The 21,292-nt window shown below is 56.9% G+C and carries 21 protein-coding genes; 2 read left to right on the top strand and 19 right to left on the bottom strand.

The genetic code is table 11. The features are described from left to right. Positions 1-6 precede the first annotated feature (6 nt). The 12 genes from hisJ to pdxB all read right to left on the bottom strand — a co-directional run bounded on the left by hisJ (position 7) and on the right by pdxB (position 11,832). Positions 7-789, bottom strand: a complete 783-nt coding sequence (gene hisJ / locus SK53_RS01095) for a histidine ABC transporter substrate-binding protein HisJ (protein ID WP_023295090.1) — start codon at positions 787-789, stop codon at positions 7-9. A 226-nt stretch (positions 790-1,015) separates the two neighbouring features. Further along, positions 1,016-1,798, bottom strand: coding sequence for a lysine/arginine/ornithine ABC transporter substrate-binding protein ArgT (gene argT / locus SK53_RS01090; protein WP_015572255.1), 783 nt, complete (start codon positions 1,796-1,798; stop codon positions 1,016-1,018). Positions 1,799-2,088: 290 nt separating this feature from the next. Further along, positions 2,089-2,658, bottom strand: coding sequence for a UbiX family flavin prenyltransferase (locus tag SK53_RS01085; protein ID WP_023314587.1), 570 nt, complete (start codon positions 2,656-2,658; stop codon positions 2,089-2,091). Between the two features lie 89 nt (positions 2,659-2,747). Further along, the gene (gene purF / locus SK53_RS01080; RefSeq protein WP_008502595.1) at positions 2,748-4,265 is read right to left on the bottom strand and encodes an amidophosphoribosyltransferase; all 1,518 of its coding nucleotides are present in this window, start codon (positions 4,263-4,265) and stop codon (positions 2,748-2,750) included. Positions 4,266-4,298: 33 nt separating this feature from the next. Continuing rightward, positions 4,299-4,787: a colicin V production protein gene (gene cvpA / locus SK53_RS01075; protein ID WP_000262116.1), complete on the bottom strand. Its 489-nt coding sequence runs from the start codon at positions 4,785-4,787 to the stop codon at positions 4,299-4,301. A 253-nt stretch (positions 4,788-5,040) separates the two neighbouring features. Next, entirely contained in the window at positions 5,041-5,727 is a 687-nt protein-coding gene (dedD, locus tag SK53_RS01070) for a cell division protein DedD (protein WP_048208299.1), read from the bottom strand. Beyond that, positions 5,717-6,985, bottom strand: a complete 1,269-nt coding sequence (gene folC / locus SK53_RS01065; RefSeq protein WP_017692992.1) for a bifunctional tetrahydrofolate synthase/dihydrofolate synthase — start codon at positions 6,983-6,985, stop codon at positions 5,717-5,719. Before folC ends, dedD begins: the two co-directional genes overlap by 11 nt. A gap of 70 nt (positions 6,986-7,055) precedes the next feature. Beyond that, on the bottom strand, positions 7,056-7,961 hold the full coding sequence (gene accD, locus SK53_RS01060; protein ID WP_003861408.1) for an acetyl-CoA carboxylase, carboxyltransferase subunit beta: 906 nt from the start codon (positions 7,959-7,961) through the stop codon (positions 7,056-7,058). A 154-nt stretch (positions 7,962-8,115) separates the two neighbouring features. Continuing rightward, positions 8,116-8,775: a DedA family protein gene (locus SK53_RS01055; RefSeq protein WP_003861406.1), complete on the bottom strand. Its 660-nt coding sequence runs from the start codon at positions 8,773-8,775 to the stop codon at positions 8,116-8,118. Positions 8,776-8,803: 28 nt separating this feature from the next. After that, on the bottom strand, positions 8,804-9,616 hold the full coding sequence (gene truA / locus SK53_RS01050) for a tRNA pseudouridine(38-40) synthase TruA (RefSeq protein WP_048208297.1): 813 nt from the start codon (positions 9,614-9,616) through the stop codon (positions 8,804-8,806). After that, a complete protein-coding gene (locus SK53_RS01045; RefSeq protein WP_003861403.1) occupies positions 9,616-10,629 on the bottom strand; it encodes an aspartate-semialdehyde dehydrogenase in 1,014 nt (337 codons plus the stop codon). The genes truA and SK53_RS01045 overlap by 1 nt, the downstream gene beginning before the upstream one ends. Positions 10,630-10,695: 66 nt before the next feature. After that, a complete protein-coding gene (pdxB, locus tag SK53_RS01040) occupies positions 10,696-11,832 on the bottom strand; it encodes a 4-phosphoerythronate dehydrogenase PdxB (RefSeq protein WP_023314591.1) in 1,137 nt (378 codons plus the stop codon). Between the two features lie 111 nt (positions 11,833-11,943). Here pdxB and flk point away from each other — a divergent pair, with 111 nt between their 5' ends. Next, entirely contained in the window at positions 11,944-12,948 is a 1,005-nt protein-coding gene (gene flk, locus SK53_RS01035) for a flagella biosynthesis regulator Flk (RefSeq protein WP_045343749.1), read from the top strand. A gap of 87 nt (positions 12,949-13,035) precedes the next feature. On the opposite strand, the gene SK53_RS01030 is transcribed toward flk, so the two are convergent. Together SK53_RS01030 and fabB are read right to left on the bottom strand one after the other, a co-directional pair. Next, positions 13,036-14,214 (bottom strand): MFS transporter, encoded by a 1,179-nt coding sequence (locus SK53_RS01030; RefSeq protein ID WP_003861397.1) that lies wholly within the window; start codon positions 14,212-14,214, stop codon positions 13,036-13,038. Between the two features lie 68 nt (positions 14,215-14,282). Next, positions 14,283-15,500, bottom strand: coding sequence for a beta-ketoacyl-ACP synthase I (fabB, locus tag SK53_RS01025; protein WP_003861395.1), 1,218 nt, complete (start codon positions 15,498-15,500; stop codon positions 14,283-14,285). A gap of 158 nt (positions 15,501-15,658) precedes the next feature. Here fabB and mnmC point away from each other — a divergent pair, with 158 nt between their 5' ends. After that, on the top strand, positions 15,659-17,656 hold the full coding sequence (gene mnmC / locus SK53_RS01020) for a bifunctional tRNA (5-methylaminomethyl-2-thiouridine)(34)-methyltransferase MnmC2/FAD-dependent 5-carboxymethylaminomethyl-2-thiouridine(34) oxidoreductase MnmC1 (protein ID WP_048208295.1): 1,998 nt from the start codon (positions 15,659-15,661) through the stop codon (positions 17,654-17,656). Positions 17,657-17,714: 58 nt separating this feature from the next. Here the strand turns inward: mnmC and SK53_RS01015 are convergent, their stop codons facing one another. Genes SK53_RS01015 through aroC form a run of 5 tightly spaced genes read right to left on the bottom strand, consistent with a single transcriptional unit; the run spans position 17,715 to position 21,273 of the window. Next, a complete protein-coding gene (locus SK53_RS01015) occupies positions 17,715-17,993 on the bottom strand; it encodes a YfcL family protein (RefSeq protein ID WP_003861391.1) in 279 nt (92 codons plus the stop codon). Between the two features lie 13 nt (positions 17,994-18,006). Next, a complete protein-coding gene (locus SK53_RS01010; protein ID WP_023314593.1) occupies positions 18,007-18,552 on the bottom strand; it encodes an elongation factor P hydroxylase in 546 nt (181 codons plus the stop codon). Beyond that, positions 18,552-19,361, bottom strand: coding sequence for a sulfite exporter TauE/SafE family protein (locus SK53_RS01005; protein ID WP_003861386.1), 810 nt, complete (start codon positions 19,359-19,361; stop codon positions 18,552-18,554). Before SK53_RS01005 ends, SK53_RS01010 begins: the two co-directional genes overlap by 1 nt. Then, entirely contained in the window at positions 19,361-20,185 is an 825-nt protein-coding gene (mepA, locus tag SK53_RS01000; RefSeq protein WP_048208293.1) for a penicillin-insensitive murein endopeptidase, read from the bottom strand. Before mepA ends, SK53_RS01005 begins: the two co-directional genes overlap by 1 nt. A 2-nt stretch (positions 20,186-20,187) precedes the next feature. Continuing rightward, positions 20,188-21,273, bottom strand: coding sequence for a chorismate synthase (gene aroC / locus SK53_RS00995; protein ID WP_023314595.1), 1,086 nt, complete (start codon positions 21,271-21,273; stop codon positions 20,188-20,190). Between the last annotated feature and the right edge of the window lie 19 nt (positions 21,274-21,292).

Here is a 21,292-nt window from a genome sequence, read left to right as displayed (position 1 = left end):
GGGCGATTAGCCGCCGTAAACATTAAAATCGAAGTACTTTTTCGCCAGCTTGTCATAGGTGCCGTCCGCGCGCATCTCGGCGAACGCTTTGTTCAGGGCTTCACGCAGTTCGTTGTCTTCTTTACGCAGGCCCATACCGGTGCCAACGCCAAAGAGTTTTTCGTCCTTAATGGACGGACCGCCGAACTTGTAATCTTTACCCACAGGCTGTTTCAGGAAACCTTCGCTTGCCGCCACTTCATCCTGGAATGCTGCATCAATGCGGCCTGCCGTCAGGTCTGCGTAGATGTTTTCCTGGCCCTGGTAAGAGACAATTTCAATCCCCTTTGGCGCCCAGTGCTCGTTGCCGTAGGTTTCCTGCGTAGTACCCTGCAACACGCCCACGCGTTTGCCTTTCAGAGATTCAAGGGTTGGCTGAATGTCAGAGGATTTCGCCACCACCAGACGTGAGTCCGCCGCGTAGAGTTTGTCCGTGAAGGCAATCTCCTGCTGACGTTTTTCAGTGATGGACAGGGAGGACATGATCACGTCAATTTTCTTCGCTTTCAGGGACGGGATCAGCGCATCCAGCGGGTTTTCAACGTAGGTACATTGCACTTTAATGCGTTTGCACAGCTCGTTAGCCAGATCGATGTCAAAACCGACCAGTTCTCCCTTCGCATTCTTCGATTCGAAAGGTGCATAGGTTGGGTCAGTTCCAATACGAATTTTCTGCGGAATTGCTGCGAATGCCGCGGTGGCGCTGGAAAAAGCCAGTACCAGAGAAAGTGACAACACCAGTTTTTTCATATCTGTCCTCAACAAACTGTCTTAATACGAGATTTTTACGACGACGGGGTGTTGTTAATGTGCCATTAATCCCCTCATTCAGGCAAAGATTAATGCCTTTGTACGGGAATTTTTGCATTATAAATGCTTAACTATGCACACAGCGATCCAGCATGGTGCATGCGTTGCACCATACTGGAACACAACCCCACAGAGATGCACCACTTCAGTGCATCTCATTCAGGCATTAATCACCGTAGACGTTGAAATCGAAGTATTTCTTCGCCAGTTTGTCGTAGGTACCGTCTTTACGCAGCTCATTAAACGCTTTGTCGAAGGCGGCTTTCAGCTCGGTATCATCCTTACGCAGGCCAATACCGGTACCGTCGCCAAAGTATTTTTTGTCTTTTACCGACGGGCCGGCAAAGGCGTACTCTTTACCCGCAGGCTGTTTCAGGAAGCCTTCGCTCGCGGCGACTTCATCCTGAAACGCGGCATCCAGACGGCCTGCCGCCAGGTCAGAGTAGATCAGATCCTGGTTCTGGTAAGCCACAACATCGACGCCCTTCTCGCGCCAGTTAGCATTGGCGTAACCTTCCTGGGTCGAGCCCTGAAGCACGCCAACATGTTTGCCTTTCAGCGAGTCGATGGTCGGCTGGATTGGCGAGCCTTTCGCGGCAATCAGACGTGAGTCGGCAGCGTAGAGCTTCTCAGAGAAGGCAATCTCCTGCTGACGTTTTTCCGTGATGGAGAGAGAAGAGATAATGGCATCAATTTTCTTGGCTTTCAGCGACGGGATCAGCGCGTCAAAGTCACTGCCCACCCATGTGCATTTCACTTCCATGCGTTTGCACATCTCATTTCCCAGATCGATATCAAACCCCACGAAGTCGCCTTTCGCATCCTTGGAAGAGAATGGCGCGTAGGTTGCGTCTGTACCGATACGAACTGTCTGTGGAAGCGCTGCATAGCTACTTGCTGCCGCACTCAAGCCCACGAGCAAAGACAGAGCCAGAACCGTCTTCTTCATACATTTACCCTCAAGAACCGTGATTTTATTATGGTTTATGTTGTGTGTTGTGTTACAGGCTGCTCTTGCAGGTCTTATGCCACATTGTCGTCGGGATAAAACTACGACGTTAAATATGTTAATAAAACGTTGCGATACTGCCTTAATGGTGAAAGATAGCAGGTCTGCCGAACGAACCGGAAAGAGAAAAAGGGAAAAAGCGAATTAAATGTCGAGGATATGATCGCGGTTGCAGTTTTGCCCTGAAACAGGGCAAATTGTCTTTTCATGCACCTTGTTTGTGCACAGCTTCACGCCCCCTGCCAGCGGGTAAAGAGATCTTCCGGCAGGTCGATATCGAACTGATCCAGCACGCGGTTAACGGTCTGGTTGATGACATCATCCAGCGTTTGCGGACGATGATAGAACGCGGGGACCGGCGGCATAATCACGGCACCCAGTTCGGCTGCCTGCGTCATTAAACGCAGATGTCCCAGGTGCAGCGGCGTTTCCCGCACGCAGAGCACCAGAGGACGACGCTCTTTCAGCACCACATCCGCTGCACGCGTCACCAGCGTGTCGGTATAGCTGTTTACAATGCCGGAAAGGGTTTTAATCGAACAGGGCAAAATAACCATGCCGGCCGTTTTAAACGAGCCCGAAGAGATGCTGGCGGCGATATCGCGGGCATCGTGGACAACGTCAGACAGGGCCTGAACGTCGCGCAGAGAGAGATCGGTTTCAAGAGAGAGGGTCTGACGCGCCGCCTGGCTCATCACCAGATGGGTTTCTACGCCTGCAACGTCACGCAGCACCTGTAACAGACGGACGCCATAAATCGCGCCGCTGGCACCGCTGATCCCTACAATGAGTCGTTTCATGATTTTCGCCCTTGCTGATTTCAGGGCAGACTGTGCAGGATTTTACTGGGAGTTGCAAGTGAGGGCGAGCGCCCTCACCTGCATACGCATCAACCTTCGTTGTGCATCTCTAAGCTTTCGAGATCGTTTTGCAGCTGGACGGCTTTCGCATCGTCGTTACGCAGAGAATCCAGATAGTCGAGATACTGCTGGTCAACGTCTTTCGTCACGTAGATCCCATTGAATACTGAGCATTCGAACTGCTGAATATCCGGGTTCTCGGCGCGCACCGCGTCGATCAGATCGTTCAGATCCTGGAAAATCAGACCGTCGGCACCGATGATCTGCCGGATTTCGTCTACTTCACGACCGTGAGCAATCAGCTCGTTAGCGGTTGGCATATCAATGCCATACACGTTCGGGAAGCGAATTTCCGGCGCTGCGGAGGCAAGATACACTTTCTTCGCCCCGGCCTCACGCGCCATCTCGATGATCTGCTCAGACGTCGTGCCGCGCACAATGGAGTCGTCCACCAGCAGCACGTTCTTGTCGCGGAACTCGGCGCGGTTAGCGTTCAGCTTACGACGTACTGACTTACGACGCAGCTGCTGGCCCGGCATGATAAAGGTGCGGCCCACGTAGCGGTTTTTCACGAAGCCCTGACGGTACGGCTTGTCCAGAATACGGGCAATCTCCAGCGCGATATCACAGGAGGTTTCAGGGATTGGGATGACGACGTCGATGTCGAGATCGTCCCACTCGCGGGCAATCTTCTCGCCCAGCTTCGTCCCCATATTGACGCGCGCGCTGTAAACGGAAATCTTGTCGATGAACGAGTCCGGACGCGCGAAGTAAACGTATTCGAACAGGCACGGGTTGCTCACCGGATTGTCGGCGCACTGACGGGTAAACAGCTGGCCCTTCTCAGTGATGTAGACCGCTTCGCCTGGCGCGACATCACGCAGGAATTCGAAGCCCAGAGTATCCAGCGCCACGCTTTCGGAGGCAACCATGTACTCGGAACGGCCATCGCCGAGATCACGTTTGCCGAGCACCAGCGGGCGAATGCCGTTTGGATCGCGGAAGGCTACCATGCCGTGACCGATGATCATCGCCACGCAAGCATACGCGCCACGGATCTGGCGATTAGTCGCGGCAACGGCAGCAAAAATGTTGTCTGCTTCCAGCGGATAATGGCGGAAGTTATCCAGCTCGCTGGCAAAGATATTGAGCAGGATTTCAGAATCAGAGGTGGTGTTAATGTGGCGACGTTTCTCTTCAAACAGCTTTTTACGCAGCTCGTGGGCATTGGTCAGATTGCCATTGTGGGCAAGCGTGATGCCATACGGAGAGTTAACGTAAAAAGGCTGGGCCTCAGAGGCGCTGGAACTGCCAGCAGTAGGATAACGAACGTGACCGATCCCCATATTACCTTGCAGACGCTGCATATGGCGGGCTTCAAATACATCGTTTACCAGGCCGTTCGCCTTGCGTAAACGGAAGCAGTTGTTAGCATCAATGGTGATGATACCCGCAGCATCCTGCCCACGGTGCTGAAGCACCGTTAACGCGTCATAAATCGACTGGTTTACCGGCATGAAACCGGCGATACCGACAATACCGCACATTCGTCTTTTCCTCGTTAAGCCACATCTCAGGGTTTATGCCCTGGGCAAGAAACTCGACGAGCTTTGCAGATAGTCAAAGAACCATCTGATGATGAAGCTGAACTCCGGAATGAGCTGCGATTTTTGCCAGTCTTCACTTTTGGAGAACCCGGTAAAGGTATCCAGGAAGAACAGGATCGCGGCCACAATGAGCACGCCTCGCAACGCGCCGAAACAGATGCCGAGTACCCTGTCCGTTCCTGACAGACCGGTTTTCTCGACCAGCTGACCTATCACATAATTGACGATAGCGCCGACAATCAGCGTCGCGATAAACAGCACCGCGATGGCGATTCCGTTTCGGACCAGTTCATCTTCAAAGCCCGTGAACCAGACAGACAGGTAAGTGTAGTAATGACTGGCAACAAAGAAAGCACAACCCCAGGTTACCAGCGATAACGCTTCACGAACAAAGCCACGGATCAGGCTAACCAGACAGGAAAAACCAATCACCGCAATGATGGCGTAATCAATCCAGACCATATGTGTCCCACGATTAAACGCCCTGTCATCCAGTTCGGGGCGAATTCTAACAGAAAAAGAAAACGTTTGCGTAGGGATTTCCTTCCCACGCGTAAATAAAAAAGGCGCTGAAAAAATGCTCAACGCCCCGCACCTTTGACGTTTCTGTGAACGTCTGCCTCCCCCTCACCTCGGCCCTCTCCCTCAAGGGAGAGGGAGTAAACCGACCCCTCGCCCCTTTGGGGAGAGGGCCATGGTGAGGGGATAATTTCTATCAGTTGGCGCTGTAGTTCATCACCACACCGCTCAGGCCGGAGATTTGCTTCAGCTCGCCAAGCGAACCTTTTAGCTTATCTTTCGACGCATCCGGCCCCACGAGGATACGCGTAATTTTACCCTGTACCGGCGTGGTGGGTGAAGTATAAACACGGTATCCCGCGCCGCGCAGTTTACTCACGATCTCATTGACCTTATCTGCATTTTTCAACGCACCGAGCTGAACGACATAGGCTTTGCCGGTAGGGGCCGCGTCCTGTTTTGCCTGCGGTGGCGTTTCTGAAGCGGCTGCCAGTTGCTCGGCCGCTTTATCCCGCTGCGGTTTCGGCTGCGGCTTCTCCACCGGTTTCGGCTTCTCAACAGGCTTAGGCTGTTCTACCGGCACCGGATCAATCTCGATGTTATTGTTCGTCGCCAGGCGCGAGGGATCGAGCGACGGCGCGGCTGCATCACCTGCGCGCACCTCTTCCGCTGCGCCTTCTGGCGGCTGGGCAGGCAGCGCCTGCGTTGCCGCTGGCAACATATCGGGCTCGTCGCGATCGCCCGGTTTGGGTACCAGCGGAATGGCCGCAAATTCATCCTGGTAATGCTTTTTCTGCCCGTCGAGAAATCCCGGGAGAATAATCACCCCGAGCGCGACCAGCACAATGGTTCCTGTTAAACGGTTCTGAAACTTACTCGCCACCGGTTCTCCCCGCGTCCATTACTTCCATGACATGTGCCACCGTGTGGAATGACCCACACACCAGCACGGTATCTTCTGGTTTAGCCTCCGCCATCGCGGCACGCCAGGCCGAAACCACACTGCTGTAGATTTCGCCTTTGCCGAGATGTTCCATCAACTGCTCAGCAGTCGCGCCGCGCGGCCCTTCCAGAGGAGCACAATACCAGCTATCGACCACACTCTCCATGCAGGCCAGCGTGCCGCCGATATCTTTATCATGAAGCATACCGATAACCGCCAGCACGCGCCCGGTTTTTGGTAACGATTTGAGACGTCCTGCGAGGTACGCCGCCGCATGCGGGTTATGTGCAACATCCAGAATCAGACGCGGTGACTCACTCACAATCTGAAAACGTCCTGGTAACAGTGCGTTCTGAATGCCATCGCGGATTGCCTGCTCGCTTACCGCTAATCCGCTGGCGCGCAGGGCTGCCAGCGCAGTCGCCGCGTTAGGCTGTGGCACCTGCGGCAGGGGCAGACTCTCCAGCACGCCCTGCGCATCGCTGAAGCGCCAGCCGTTGTCCTGCACCTCATACTGCCAGTCCACGCCGCGACGCAGCAGACGAGCGCCCTTCTCTTTCGCTACCTCAGCGATGGTATGTGGCATGTCCGGTTCGCCTACCACGGCAGGCTTATTGGCCCGGAAAATACCGGCCTTCTCACGGCCAATGCTCTCGCGGTCCGGGCCCAGCCAGTCGGTGTGATCCAGCGCGATGCTGGTGACGACGGCGACATCCGCATCCACCATATTGGTGGCATCCAGACGCCCGCCCAGCCCCACTTCCAGGATCACCACGTCCAGCTGCGCCTGCTTAAACAGCCACAGCGCCGACAGGGTGCCATATTCGAAATAGGTTAATGAGGTTTCGCCGCGCGCCGCTTCGATAGCGGCAAACGACGCCGTATGGGCCGATTCCGCCAGCTCGGTGTTTTGCACCCGCACGCGCTCGGTATAGCGCACCAGATGCGGCGAGCTGTAAACGCCAACTTTGTACCCCGCCGCCATCAGGACAGATTCCAGCGTGCGGCAGGTGGTGCCTTTACCGTTAGTGCCGGCGACGGTAAACACGAAAGGCGCGGGTTTCAGCACGTCAAGACGCGCGGCAACCTGGCTTACGCGCTCAAGACCCATGTCGATAGTTTTACTGTGCAGGTTTTCCAGATAAGAAAGCCACGCGGCCAGGGGCGACGTGGCTTGAGGAATGCTTTTATTTTCCATGATGCCCGGTTGTCATTAACGGTTTAGAAAGCAAAAGGGCAGCGCCATTCGGCCCTGCCCTTTTCAGTTATCAGGCCTCGGGTTCCTGATCCGGTACCACCACGCCTTCGCGCGGCTCGTCCGGGTTAGGCGCTGGCAGATTCATCAGCTTCGCCAGAATGCTGGCCAGTTTCAGGCGCATTTCCGGACGGCGGACGATCATATCGATAGCGCCTTTCTCAATGAGGAACTCACTGCGCTGGAAGCCCGGCGGCAGTTTCTCACGTACGGTCTGCTCGATAACGCGAGGACCGGCAAAGCCGATCAGCGCTTTTGGCTCCGCGATGTTCAGGTCGCCCAGCATGGCGAAGCTTGCAGAAACGCCGCCCATGGTTGGGTCGGTCAGTACCGAAATGTACGGCAGACCGCGCTCCTGCATTTTCGCCAGCGCCGCAGAGGTTTTCGCCATCTGCATCAGGGACATCAGCGCTTCCTGCATACGTGCGCCACCGGAGGCGGAGAAGCAGATCAGCGGGCAGTTGTCTTCCAGCGCCTGCTCAACGGCACGCACGAAACGCGCGCCGACCACGGAGCCCATTGAGCCGCCCATAAAGGAGAACTCAAACGCAGCGGCAACCACCGGCATTTCATGCAGGGTGCCCTTCATGACGATTAGCGCGTCTTTCTCGCCGGTCTCTTTCTGCGCAGAGGCCAGACGATCTTTGTATTTTTTGGAGTCGCGGAACTTGAGCACATCTTTTGGCTCCAGTTCGCTGCCCAGTTCTACCAGAGAACCTTCGTCCAGCAGGCTATGCAGGCGGTTGCGCGCCGACATACGCATGTGGTGGTCACACTTCGGACACACCTCAAGATTGCGTTCCAGCTCTGCGCGATACAGAACCTGGCCGCAGCTATCACACTTCGTCCATACCCCTTCAGGAATGCTCGCTTTACGCGTTGGGGTAATGTTGCTTTTAATTCGTTCAATCCAGCTCATTGATAACCTTTCTGCCTGAACCTGGTCGTATGCCAGTTTTGCTGTAAGAGGCGAATAATGCCATTTTTGCCTCCAACAGACCATGAATGTTGCACATTAAAACATAACAGCCCGAAACTTTGGATAAAAAAGTGGTCGAACCGCCAGCGTGCATTTACTTCGCTTGCTTTGCCGCCGCGCGTTTGTGACGGATAATTTCGATGACGCCAGGCAGTACGGAAAGCACAATAATCGCTACAATCAGTAACTTAAGGTTTTCCTGAACCACCGGCAGATCGCCAAACAGATAGCCTGCATAGGTGAACAGCAGCACCCACAGCAGCGCGCCCACCACGTTGTACATAGCAAAATGACGATAGGACATGTGACCCATTCCCGCCACAAACGGTGCAAATGTACGCACAATAGGCACAAAACGGGCAAGGATAATGGTCTTACCGCCATGGCGCTCATAGAACGCATGGGTCTTATCTAAATAACTGCGGCGGAAAATCTTCGAGTCCGGATTACTGAACAACCGCTCGCCAAACACCCGCCCGATGGTGTAGTTGACCGCATCACCAACAATCGCGGCGATGATCATCAGGACAACCATCAGATGGACATTGAGGTCATTCGTTGGCAGTGCGGATAACGCGCCCGCCACGAACAGCAGTGAATCTCCCGGCAGGAACGGCGTAACCACAAGGCCGGTTTCACAGAACAGAATGAGGAACAGAATGGCGTAAACCCAGACGCCGTACTGCGCGACCAGCTCCGCCAGGTGAACATCAATATGCAGGATGAAATCAATCAGAAAACGTATTACGTCCATATTGTCTAAGCCCTAATTGCACCTTTGTTTAGTCCGCTAAAAACAGCGGGCCCATTGGCGGTTTTGGCAGGTCGAACCGGTCCGGATAATCCACCGAAACCAGATACAGCCCTTCCGCTTTCGCCGTTGCTGCCGCAAGCGTTCTGTCCTTCGCTGCAAGCAGTTCTGCAATCCAGCTCTCCGGCTGGTGTCCGGCGCCCACTTCCATCAGGCTGCCCACAATATTCCGCACCATATGATGTACAAAGGCATTGGCTTTGATATCCACCACCACATACGCGCCATACCGACTGACGTTAATGTGCATGACGTTACGCCACGGCGTACGGGACTGACACTGCACCGCACGAAACGACGTAAAATCATTCTCTCCAATCAGACACTGCGCCGCACGCTGCATACGTTCTGCATCCAGCGGTTCATAAAAATGCGTCACGCCCAGGCTTAACACCGCCGGGCGCAGGCGCTGGTTATAGATGACATAACGGTAGCGCCGCGCCGTCGCGCTGAAACGCGCGTGAAAATCATCCGGCACAGCTTTCACCCAACGCACGGCAATGTCACCAGGCAAATTCGCATTTACACCCAGCGTCCAGGCCGCGTCTTTGCGCACGGCGGTGGTGTCAAAATGCACCACCTGCCCCGTGCCGTGAACGCCGGCATCGGTGCGGCCCGCGCAGAAGACGCTTATCGGTTCATTCGCTACCTGAGAGAGCGCTTTCTCCAGCTTCTCCTGGACGCTGCGCACCTCATTCTGCCGCTGCCAGCCATAGTATTTACTGCCATCGTATTCAATGCCGAGGGCAATTCTGTGGACCGGCTTTTGTTCCACATCTGACATCAGTACAGATACTCCTGCACCAGTTTTTCCGCGATTTTGACCGCCATCAGCGCGCCGCCGAAACGCACGTTGTCGGCAACAGACCAGAACTGCACCTGCTCAGGCATACCGTAATCGTTACGCACACAGCCCACAGAGAGATGCGCGCTGCCGGTGGCGTCGCCCACCTGCGTCGGGAATTCGCTCTCTTCGGACAGGACAATGTCCTCTCCGCGGCCAAACGCGTCGCGGGCTTCTTCAGCCGCCAGCGGACGCAGGGCTTCAAACCCGACCATCTGCGCGTGGCCGTAAAAGACCGGAGACTGCACGACATTCGCGGAGATCATCAGCCCGTCATCCTGCAAAATTTTGCGTGCTTCATCGACGATACGACGCTCTTCCCGCACCGAACCTTCACGATCCGGCAGTAGCGGCAGCATGTTGAACGCCAGCTGGCGGCCAAAGAAATCATCTTCGTCGATCGGGATACCGTTCAGCAGCTTCGCGCTCTGCCCTGCCAGTGCGTCTACGGCTTTTTTGCCGTTAGCGGAGGCTGACAGCAGGCTGGTCACGGAAATACGCGACAGGCCACCGTCGTCGATCAGCGGCTTCAGCGCGGTCAGCAGCTGGCTGGTGAGGCTGTTCGGTACTGCAATGATGTTGCGGTTGCGGTAGTCAGCCAGCACAAACGGGTTGACGTCCGGCACCACCAGCGGCACATCCGGCTCCAGGGAGAACAGGCCGCTCAGGTCGATCACCAGACAGCCTGAATTTGTCGCTTCTTCAATGTAAGACGCCGTGGCTTGCGCACCTGCGGCAAAAAACGCCAGCTGAGCCTGCGTCCAGTCAAACGCGGCGGCGTCCTGCACCATCAAGGATTTCCCGCCGAAACGCAGCTGTTCTCCTGCGCTGTCGGTACGCGCCAGTGCGTAAATCTCACCCACCGGGAACTGACGCTCAGCAAGGGTTTCAAGCAGGGCTTCGCCCACGGCGCCAGTGGCACCCAAAATGGCAATGTTCCAGCCTTCAGACATGGTGGTTTACTCCAGAAATAAAAAGCGTCCCTGCCGGAACATCCGACAGGGAGCATTAAGAAGACATTAACGTGCCGGGTGGTGAACGGCGTTAAATCCCAGTTTATGCAGCAGCCCCGCCGCTGACGCGTCATCGCACATGACATACAGGGAAGACCACTCGCGGCGCTCAAGGTAATTTTTGCGTAGCTTGTCAAACTCACCCGGAATACCCGCCACTTTACGCAGCAGCGCGTCATCGCGGCGCACATCATACACCAAATGCACCAGTCTTTTCAGCGTTGCCTCATCCAGCAGGCCATGAAGGGTAATGCGGCCAAATTCCGGGGCGGGCAGCAGCGTATCCAGCGCCACCTGCTGCGGATGGCCGATAAAGGCGCTGTAAGCCTCAAACACCTGGGTTGTGCCACGCGCTTTGCCTTCAAGGGTATAACCCGCGATATGTGCGGTACCCACGTCTACCTTATCCAGCAATGCGACGTTGAGATCAGGCTCTGGCTCCCAGACGTCCAGCACGACGCTAAGCTCTTGTCCTTCGTCGAGACATGCCAGCAGCGCCGCGTTATCCACCACCGGTCCCCGGCAGGCATTTATCAGAATAGTGCCAGCCTTCAGACGGCGGATCAGCTTTTCGTCGGCCAGGTGCAGGGTCTTATACGGCCCCTCTTTAAAGAGCGGCGTATGGAAGGTGATGACGTCGCACTCGTCGACCAGCTCATCCAGTGTGCGGAAGTCGCCTTCATCACCGTTATCCTTACGCGGCGGATCGCACAGCAGGGTGCGGATTCCCCAGGCTTCCAGACGCTTTTGCAGACGTCCGCCCACGTTGCCCACCCCCACAATCCCGACGGTGCGGTCTTTCAGCGTAAAACCATCGCGCTCGGCCAGCATCAATAGCGAGGAGAAAACATATTCCACGACGGCAATGGCGTTACAGCCTGGCGCCGCGGAAAAACCAATCCCCGCTTGCTTAAGCCACTGGTCATCCACATGATCGGTCCCGGCCGTTGCCGTCCCGACAAATTTAACCCCTTTGCCGGTGAGCAGCGCCTCATTTACTTTAGTCACCGAGCGCACCATCAGGGCGTCTGCATCGTCCAGTTCGCTGACCGGAATCGGGCGACCAGGGACAGCCTTAACCTCACCCAGGCGGCTGAACAGCTCACGGGCGTAAGGCATATTTTCATCAACGAGGATTTTCACGTCTGAGTACCTGTTTGAGAGGAAGTAAACCTACCAAGTGTGCCATAATCTCGCCGCCGGGCATATATCTCCGCCCGGTTACGCAGAGTTTGACTTTAAGGATTTTTGACGATGCAGCCCATTTCAGGTACGCCTCCGCGCCCTCCGGGTGAAGGCCCCGTAACGCCCAACACGCCAGGCGAACAACCGCTCTCCACGCAGCAACGCACCGTACTGGAGCGTCTGATCACGCGTCTTATTGCGTTGACCTCACAGCAAAACGCAGAGGTGTGGGCCGGCGTGAAGCACGATTTGGGCGTCAGAAACGATGCGCAGCTACAGTCGCGCCATTTCCCTGCCGCCGAACAAAACCTGAACCAGCGTCTTACCAGCGCACAGCAGCAACATACCACCCGCCAGATTATCTCGCAGCTGACCGAGCTGTTGGGCCAGGGGAATAATCGTCAGGCGGTGAGTGATTTTATCCGTCAACAGTACGGTCATACCGCCCTGAGCCAGCTTTCGCCGGAACAGCTGAAAACCGTGTTGACCCTGCTGCAAAGCAATCAGCTTTCTATCCCGCAGCCGCAACAGCGCCCGTCTACAGAACGGCCATTGCAGCCTGCGGAGCATAATACGCTCAAGCAGATGGTCACTAAGCTGGCTGCCGCAACCGGCGAACCAACAAAGCTTATCTGGCAATCCATGCTGGAACTTTCCGGTGTGAAAGCGGGCGAGATGATCCCGGCAAAACAGTTTACCCATCTGGTCACCTGGCTCCAGGCGCGTCAGACGCTCAGCACCCAGAGCGCCCCGACCCTGCACAGCGTACAGGCGGCGCTGAAACAACCGCTGGAACCGCACGAGTTCGATACGATCCGGGATTACGCTCAGCAGAGCTGGCAGGCTACGCCGCAAACGGTGCTGACCACCGCCCAGGTGCAGGATGTGCTCAATCAGATCTTCGTTCGCCGCGCCGAGCGGGAAGGCGGCGTGCCGGAGGTAAGAAACATTCAGCCGATCTACAACCCGCTGTTTGCCCCCGTAGTTGATACGTTCAAAACGCTTTCTGCCCGTCCGGGATTGATGTTGATCGCGTTGGTGATTGCGCTGGCGATTTTCTGGCTGGTTGCGTGAGGATTTGCCCGGTGGCGCTTCGCTTACCGGGTCTACAACGGCTCGAACCGTAGGCCGGGTAAGGCGAAGCCGCCACCCGGCAACATACTACCGCTTGCGAAACGCCACCATCGTCACCACAATCCCCACCACCGCTGACACCGCACCGGCGAGAAATACGGAAGGATAGCCAAACGACGTTGCAAGCAGCCCCGCCAGCGGCCCGGTGATGCCGTATGAGATATCCTGAAACGCCGCATAGCCGCCCAGCGCCGTGCCGCGCACCTGCGGAGCCACGCGCTTCACCACTTCAACGCCCAGCGCCGGGAAGATCAGCGAGCAGCCGCAGCCGGTTAACGCCGCACCCAGCAGCGCAACGGATGCAGAGGGCGCCTGCCAGAGCAGTACCAGACCCACGGTCTCAATGACAAGTGACGACACGGCCACCTTCACGCCGCCAAAGCGATCCGGCATCCAGCCAAACAGCACGCGCATCAATACAAACGCGCCGCCAAAGGCCGTCAGCGTAAAGCCCGCCATCGCCCAGCCGCGGCTCATGAAATAGAGGGAGACAAAGGTACCAATAACCGCGAAGCCCACCCCCTGAAGCGCCAGCCCAAGCCCCGGCTGCCAGATTTGCCCCACCACGCTCCACAGCGAAGGACGCTCGCCTTTATGGGCGGGCACCTTACGCACCGAACCGTTAAACGCCCACGCCAGCAGCGGCAATACCATGGTGGTGCCTGCCAGCGCCGCAAAACCAAACTGGCTGTGGATCAGCAGCCCCAGCGGCGCGCCTGCCGCCAGTGCGCCGTAAATCGCCATCCCGTTCCAGGACATCACTTTTCCGGAACGCGCAGGTCCCACCAGCCCCATTCCCCAGGTCAGGGTGCCGGTCAGCAGCTGGCTTTCGCCAAAGCCGAGGATCAGGCGCCCTACCACCAGCAGCGCGAATTTATACGCTGCATCTATTGGCAACAGCGCCGCCAGCAGCCAGGCTCCCCCCGCCAGCCCGCAGGCAAACATGCCCTGCAACGCCGAGCGTTTTGCGCCGTGCTGATCCGCCAGGCGACCGGCGTAGCCCCGGGTTAATACTGTCGCTAAAAACTGAATGCCCACCGCAATGCCGACCATGGTGTTGCCATAGCCCAGCTCCTGGTGAACGAACAAGGGGATCACCGGCAGCGGCAGGCCAACGGTCATATAGGTCAGAAACACCGCAAAGGCGATGCGGAAAAGGGAAAGGTTCCCGGAAGGAGCGCTCTTCTCAGGGGTAACAGCCTTCATGCATAACTCCGTGCTCAGGCATAAAAAAAGGGAGCCGCGCGGCTCCCTTCTACTATACCTTCAAACGCTTACGCTTTCAGCTTACGCATCACCAGCGTGGCGTTAGTGCCGCCGAAACCGAAGCTGTTGGACATAACGGTCGTCAGCTCACGTTCGGTGGTTTCAGTCACGATGTTCAGGCCAGCCGCCTGCTCGTCCATCTCTTCGATGTTGATGCTTGGCGCGATAAAGCCGTTTTCCAGCATCAGCAGAGAGTAGATCGCTTCCTGCACGCCCGCCGCACCCAGAGAGTGACCGGTCATGGCTTTGGTTGCAGAGATAGCCGGGCTGTTGTCGCCGAACACTTCACGGATCGCACCCAGCTCTTTCACGTCGCCTACCGGCGTTGAGGTGCCGTGGGAGTTCAGGTAGTCGATTGGAGTATCAACACCGTGCATCGCCATCTTCATGCAGCGCACCGCGCCTTCACCGGATGGAGCAACCATGTCAGCGCCGTCAGACGTTGCGCCGTAGCCCACGATCTCAGCATAGATGTGCGCGCCACGCGCCAGCGCGTGTTCCAGCTCTTCAACCACAACCATACCGCCGCCGCCAGCGATAACAAAACCGTCGCGGTGTGCATCATAAGTACGGGACGCTTTGTCTGGCGTTTCGTTGTATTTAGTGGACAGTGCGCCCATCGCGTCGAACTCACAGGCCATTTCCCAGCCCAGCTCTTCGCCGCCGCCAGCAAATACGATGTCCTGTTTGCCCAGTTGGATCTGCTCAACCGCATTACCGATACAGTGTGCGGAGGTCGCACATGCGGAGCTGATGGAGTAGTTCACACCGTGGATTTTGAACGGCGTTGCCAGGCACGCGGAAACCGCTGAACCCATGGCTTTGGTCACAACATATGGACCGACCGCTTTCAGGCCGCGCGGGCTGCGCATGGCGTCAGCACCGAACACCTGAGCTTTAGAAGAACCGCCGGAACCTGCAATCAGGCCCACGCGTGGGTTGTTCTGGTAAACGTCTTCGCTCAGACCAGAATCCTTGATCGCTTCCTGCATGGAAAGATAGGCGTAGATAGAGGCATCGTTCATGAAACGAACCACTTTACGGTCAATTAAACCGGTGGTGTCCAGTTTAACGTTACCCCATACGTGGCTACGCATTCCAGAATCTTTAAACTCTTCAGAGAAAGTGATCCCGGAGCGTCCTTCACGCAGAGATGCCAGGACTTCCTGCTGGTTATTACCGATGCTGGAAACGATGCCCAGGCCAGTAATCACTGCACGTTTCATTCAATACCTCTGTAAGTCGCACTATAAAAAGTTTCGAGTCGCACAATAGCGTACACTTGTACGCCGAACAAGTCCGATCAGCCATTTTCTGTGGAAATTTGCACCGATGGGCTCACATCGCTAAGATCGTGCCACTGCCTGTCGGACGAGTAACTTACGTGAAACAAAACGCCATACAACCTGCCAACCTCGAATTCAACGCTGAGGGTACACCTGTTTCCCGAGATTTTGATGACGTCTACTTTTCTAATGATAACGGACTGGAAGAGACGCGCTATGTTTTCCTCGACGGAAATCATCTCGGCACCCGCTTCCCTGAGCATCCGCGCAGTCTGTTCGTCGTGGCGGAGAGCGGTTTCGGCACCGGGCTGAATTTTCTGACCCTCTGGCAGGCATTCGATTGTTTTCGCGCTGCATACCCCGAGGCTACCTTACAAAGATTACATTTCATCAGTTTCGAAAAATTTCCGCTTACCGCGCACGATCTGCGGCTTGCCCATCAGAGCTGGCCGGAGCTTGCCCACTGGGCGGAACAGCTTCAGACCCAGTGGCCACCGGCTATCGGCGGCTGTCATCGTCTGATTCTGGATGACGGACGCGTCACCCTCGACCTGTGGCTGGGCGATATTAACGACCTGACCGATAAGCTTGATGACTCAATGAATCAGAAAGTGGACGCCTGGTTCCTGGACGGTTTTGCGCCCGCTAAAAACCCGGACATGTGGAGCCCGCACCTGTTTAGCGCCATGGCACGTCTGGCGCGCCCGGGCGCGACGCTTGCTACCTTCACCTCCGCGGGCTTTGTCCGTCGTGGGTTGCAGGAGGCGGGGTTTACCATGCGGAAAACCAAAGGCTTTGGCCGCAAACGCGACATGCTGGTCGGGGTGATGGAACAGGATCTGGCGATCCCGGCGCAGGCCCCCTGGTTTGCCCGCCGCGCCAGCACCTCGCGTGAGGTCGCTATTGTGGGCGGGGGTATTGCCAGCGCTCTGCTCTCGCTGGCGCTGCTGCACCGTGGCTGGCAGGTGACGCTCTACTGCGCTGACGAGGGGCCGGCGACGGGCGCATCAGGCAACCGTCAGGGCGCGCTTTATCCCTTATTAAGTGCACACGATCCGGCACTGTTCCAGTTCTTCCCGGCGGCGTTTACGTTTGCTCGCCGCCTTTACGACAGCCTGCCGGTTGCGTTCGACCACGACTGGTGCGGCGTGACGCAGCTCGGCTGGGACGAGAAGAGCCAGCAGAAAATCACCCAAATGCTGTCGCTGGGGCTGCCGGAGGACATCGCCCATGCAGTGACGGCACAGCAGGTTACAGAGACCACTGGCGTCGACACCGGCTGCGGGGGTATTCAGTATCCACTCGGCGGCTGGCTGTGTCCGGCTGAACTGACTTCTGCGGCGATAGCCCTCGGGCAGTCGCGTGGGTTGACAGTGCATTATGCCCATAAGGTTCAATCGCTAAGCCGCACTGCGCACTGGGAACTGCGTTTCGCTGACGGTAAAGAGGCCCAGCATGCCAGCGTTGTGCTGGCCAACGGACATCATATCAGCCAGTTTACCCAGACAGCATCATTGCCGGTTTATCCAGTCGGCGGCCAGGTGAGCCATATCCCGACCGCGCCCCAACTGAGCAAACTGCGTCAGGTGCTGTGTTACGACGGCTACCTGACGCCGCAAAATCCCTCCAACGGCCATCACTGCATCGGCGCCAGCTACCATCGCGGTGAAACAGATATGCATTACAGCGAAGCGGATCAGCAGCAAAACCGCCAGCGCCTGGTCGACAGTTTTCCGGATGCGTCGTGGGCGAAAGAGGTTGATGTCAGTGAGGGTCAGGCGCGCTGCGGCGTACGCTGCGCGACCCGCGATCACCTGCCGATGGCGGGAAACGTGCCGGACTATGACGCCACGCTTGAAGTCTATCAGGATCTTGCAGACAGCAAAGAAACGGCGGTAAGTGCGCCCGTTCACCCCGAGCTGTTTATGCTGGGTGGCTTAGGCTCGCGGGGATTGTGCTCCGCGCCGCTGCTGGCTGAAGCGTTAGCCGCGCAAATGAGCGACGAGCCGGTTCCGCTGGACAGGGTTACGCTCGCGGGGCTGAATCCAAACCGACTGTGGGTGCGGAAATTGCTGAAGGGGAAAATGGTCAAGTAGGGTGCGGTCTGGTGCCCTCACCCCGGCCCTCTCCCTGTGGGAGAGGGCGGTGATACACTTACTTCGCTTTCGCCTGCTGGAACAAATTATCCCACATGCCCAGCACTAAAGACTGGTCGCGCGGAGAGAGTTCCCCGGCCTGAATAGCGTTTTCCAGGCTGCGAGTGACTTCCGCGTGAACGGCGTCGGCAGAGTGATCGTCCCCGGCTTCCAGCGCGGCTACCGCCAGCGTCAGGTGACCACGCAGATAACCGCTGGCGAACAGCTCATCATCACTGGCGTGTTCCACCATGTCATCAATTAACGCCAGAATGCGTGATTCAAATTCTGCGATCATCTTCTTTCCTCTGTTAAAGATCTTCCGGCCACGGGAAGCGTTCCGCCGTGATCTCCGGCGTGTGGTAATAATTCTGTAAAGCCTCGATCAGGCGTGCCGGACGTGCCGGGATGCCTTTCTCAAGATATTCCATCACCTGCGCATGAACGCGGCGCTGGAAGACGATACGGTCTGGCTCGAAGTCGCCTTCGAGGTTGTCACAGCTCACGTTGAACGGGAAACCCGCCGCCACGCAGAACAGCCATTCCAGCGCCTGGGGTTTCACCTCCACATCTTCAAACTGCCCCTGGGTGGCGGCGTCGCGCCCGTCCGGGCAGTACCAGTAACCAAAGTCCACCAGCTCGCGACGCGCTTTCCCGGCGATACACCAGTGCGAAATTTCGTGCAAACCGCTGGCGTAAAAGCCGTGGGCAAAGATGATGCGGTTATACGGAACCTCGTCATCAGCTGGAAGATAGATCGGTTCGTCGTCGCCTTTAATCAGACGGGTATTAAAATCATCAGCAAAACAGCTATCGAAGATCTCAATCAGCTGTTCGTAGTTATGCGTACTGTTCATTAGTTCATCCCCAACCAGGTGAGGATCTCCTGTCCATGGCTGTCATAAAGAAGTTTGGCGCTCATCACCGCCGAGACGACAACAATCATCGGGCGGATCAGCTTTTGCCCTTTGCTTAATACCAGACGCGAGCCTGCGCGCGCGCCCAAAAACTGCCCTGCCATCATCACAAACCCGGTTGCCCAGATAACCTTGCCGCCAATGATAAACAGCAGCAGACCGCCAACGTTGGAGGTCGCGTTGAGGACTTTGGCGTGGGCGGTGGATTTGGCGAGGTTGAACCCGGCCAGCGTCACGAATGCCAGCGCGTAAAACGAGCCTGCCCCCGGGCCAAAGAAGCCATCGTAAAAACCGACGCAGCCACCGGCGATCAGCGCAAACGGCAGGCCGTGAAGGCGACGCTGTCGATCTTCTTCCCCGAGCTTTGGCATGAGTAAGAAATAGAGGCCGATACAGATAACCAGCAGCGGCAGGATCTGGCGCAGAATGTCGGACTGTACGTGCTGGACCAGCAGCGCGCCCGCCGTTGAGCCAATAAACGTCATCAGGATATTGAGCTTCTGATCGGCGAGATTCACAACTTTACGCCGAATGAAATAGAGCGACGAGGAGAGCGAACCGCCGCATGCCTGGAGTTTGTTGGTGGCAAGCGCCTGGGCAGGGCTCATGCCTGCCGCCAGCAACGCCGGAACGGTGAGCAACCCGCCGCCGCCCGCCAGGGCATCGATAAATCCGGCTAACATTGCAACAAAAAAGAGCACCGCCAGCAGCAGCGGTGACACCATGAACAGGTCGACGAAATTATCCATTAAAGTACATGCTCATCCAGTAGCGCCTGGCAGGAAGGCGGCAACGGAGGCGGTGTCTTCTTCTCAGGCTTAGAGATTCCAGGCTTGGCTGGTTCAAACCAGCTTTGCAGTTCGTAACCACAACCATCGCCAGGCGGTGGCAGCGGCTGATCTTCACATTCCAGGCTGTTCGCCGGGCAGCGCAGGCGAACATGCATATGGGCACGATGCTGGAACCACGGGCGCACTTTACGCAACCAGTCGCGATCCGTTCCCGCATCCAGGCAAAGCTGCTGCTTGATGGCCGGATTAACAAAGATCCGCGTGACGTCGTTATCCTTTGCCGCCAGCTTAATCATGCTGGAAATTTCCGGCGACCATCGCGAGGCGACGACACGTTTACCGTCGGCCGAGACCAGATCCAGCGCCTGCGGTTTCAGCAGTTGCGCTGAGCTCCAGCGCGTTTTCGGCAATTGCAGGAAGATATCCACATCCAGTCCGGTCTGGTGGCTGGCGTGACCGCCGTTAAAGCGGCCACCGGCAGGCATCCCCATATCGCCAATCAGCATCGTGCCCAGCCCCAGATTATGCACCTGGTTGCCAAGACGCTGAATAAAAAGCACCAGGTCAGGATGGCCGAAATAACGGCGCTGGTCGGTGCGCATCACCTGATAGGTATCCGATTGCAGCGGAAGTTCCTGCGCGCCGACGATACACCCGTTGGAGAAAGCGCCAATGGACTGCGCGCTCCCCGCTACCGGATGGGTGATTTTCTGCCACGGCGTAGCGGCCAGGCTTGCTCCACTGACCAGCAGCGCCAGCAGAGCGATTGCGGTTTTTTTCATAGTTACCAGCGTGGAATGGTGGTCGTCACATCCGCATTCTGCGCGCGCTGGCGCAGGAAGTGATCCATCAGCACGATCGCCAGCATCGCTTCTGCGATCGGTACCGCGCGGATCCCCACGCACGGATCGTGACGCCCTTTGGTGATCATCTCAACTTCATCGCCAGCGCGGTTAATCGTGTGGCCCGGCACGGTAATGCTGGACGTGGGCTTCAGCGCGATATTGGCAATAATTTGCTGCCCGCTGCTGATGCCGCCCAGAATGCCGCCCGCATGGTTGCTCTGGAAACCCGCCTTCGTGATTTCGTCGCGGTTCTGGCTGCCGCGAAGCTTAACCACGTCAAAACCGTCGCCGATTTCAACGCCTTTCACCGCGTTGATGCTCATCAGCGCGTGGGCGATGTCGGCGTCAAGGCGGTCAAATACCGGCTCGCCCCAGCCAGCCGGCACGCCGTCGGCTACCACGGTGACTTTCGCACCAATGGAATCGCCCTCTTTTTTCAGGCCACGCATCAGCTCATCCAGCGCGTCCAGCTTGTCGGCATCGGCGCAGAAGAACGGGTTAAGTTCTACCTGCTCCCAGTCTTTGATAGCCAGCGGAATGTCGCCCATCTGGGTCAGACAACCGCGGATAACGATGCCGAATTTCTGCTGGAGATATTTTTTGGCAATCGCCCCTGCCGCCACGCGCATCGCGGTTTCACGTGCGGAAGAACGTCCGCCGCCGCGATAGTCGCGAAAGCCATATTTTTGTTCGTAGGTGTAATCAGCGTGGCCCGGACGGAAGACGTCTTTAATCGCGCCGTAGTCCTGAGAACGCTGATCGGTGTTTTCAATCAGCAGACCAATGCTGGTCCCGGTGGTACGGCCTTCAAATACGCCGGAGAGAATTTTGACCTGGTCCGGCTCGCGACGCTGCGTGGTGTAGCGAGAGGTACCCGGACGCCGACGGTCAAGGTCATGCTGTAAATCGGCTTCGGTCAGTTCGATGCCTGGCGGGACGCCATCAACGATACAACCCAGTGCCAGACCGTGCGACTCGCCAAAGGTGGTCACACGGAATACCTGTCCAATACTGTTTCCTGCCATCACGGCTCCGATGTTGTTG

Origin of the sequence: Enterobacter sp. MGH119, assembly GCF_001037675.1 — a bacterium.
GTDB classification, from domain to species: domain Bacteria; phylum Pseudomonadota; class Gammaproteobacteria; order Enterobacterales; family Enterobacteriaceae; genus Enterobacter; species Enterobacter hormaechei_C.
This window is presented reverse-complemented; position numbering and strand designations above follow the sequence as displayed.

Bases quoted from the DNA above. Each gene is read 5' to 3' on its own strand.
- hisJ (WP_023295090.1), bottom strand. From the start codon at position 789: ATGAAAAAACTGGTGTTGTCACTTTCTCTGGTACTGGCTTTTTCCAGC.
- argT (WP_015572255.1), bottom strand. From the start codon at position 1,798: ATGAAGAAGACGGTTCTGGCTCTGTCTTTGCTCGTGGGCTTGAGTGCG.
- SK53_RS01085 (WP_023314587.1), bottom strand. From the start codon at position 2,658: ATGAAACGACTCATTGTAGGGATCAGCGGTGCCAGCGGCGCGATTTAT.
- purF (WP_008502595.1), bottom strand. From the start codon at position 4,265: ATGTGCGGTATTGTCGGTATCGCCGGTTTCATGCCGGTAAACCAGTCG.
- cvpA (WP_000262116.1), bottom strand. From the start codon at position 4,787: ATGGTCTGGATTGATTACGCCATCATTGCGGTGATTGGTTTTTCCTGT.
- folC (WP_017692992.1), bottom strand. From the start codon at position 6,985: ATGGAAAATAAAAGCATTCCTCAAGCCACGTCGCCCCTGGCCGCGTGG.
- accD (WP_003861408.1), bottom strand. From the start codon at position 7,961: ATGAGCTGGATTGAACGAATTAAAAGCAACATTACCCCAACGCGTAAA.
- SK53_RS01055 (WP_003861406.1), bottom strand. From the start codon at position 8,775: ATGGACGTAATACGTTTTCTGATTGATTTCATCCTGCATATTGATGTT.
- truA (WP_048208297.1), bottom strand. From the start codon at position 9,616: ATGTCAGATGTGGAACAAAAGCCGGTCCACAGAATTGCCCTCGGCATT.
- SK53_RS01045 (WP_003861403.1), bottom strand. From the start codon at position 10,629: ATGTCTGAAGGCTGGAACATTGCCATTTTGGGTGCCACTGGCGCCGTG.
- flk (WP_045343749.1), top strand. From the start codon at position 11,944: ATGCAGCCCATTTCAGGTACGCCTCCGCGCCCTCCGGGTGAAGGCCCC.
- SK53_RS01030 (WP_003861397.1), bottom strand. From the start codon at position 14,214: ATGAAGGCTGTTACCCCTGAGAAGAGCGCTCCTTCCGGGAACCTTTCC.
- fabB (WP_003861395.1), bottom strand. From the start codon at position 15,500: ATGAAACGTGCAGTGATTACTGGCCTGGGCATCGTTTCCAGCATCGGT.
- SK53_RS01015 (WP_003861391.1), bottom strand. From the start codon at position 17,993: ATGATCGCAGAATTTGAATCACGCATTCTGGCGTTAATTGATGACATG.
- SK53_RS01010 (WP_023314593.1), bottom strand. From the start codon at position 18,552: ATGAACAGTACGCATAACTACGAACAGCTGATTGAGATCTTCGATAGC.
- SK53_RS01005 (WP_003861386.1), bottom strand. From the start codon at position 19,361: ATGGATAATTTCGTCGACCTGTTCATGGTGTCACCGCTGCTGCTGGCG.
- mepA (WP_048208293.1), bottom strand. From the start codon at position 20,185: ATGAAAAAAACCGCAATCGCTCTGCTGGCGCTGCTGGTCAGTGGAGCA.
- aroC (WP_023314595.1), bottom strand. From the start codon at position 21,273: ATGGCAGGAAACAGTATTGGACAGGTATTCCGTGTGACCACCTTTGGC.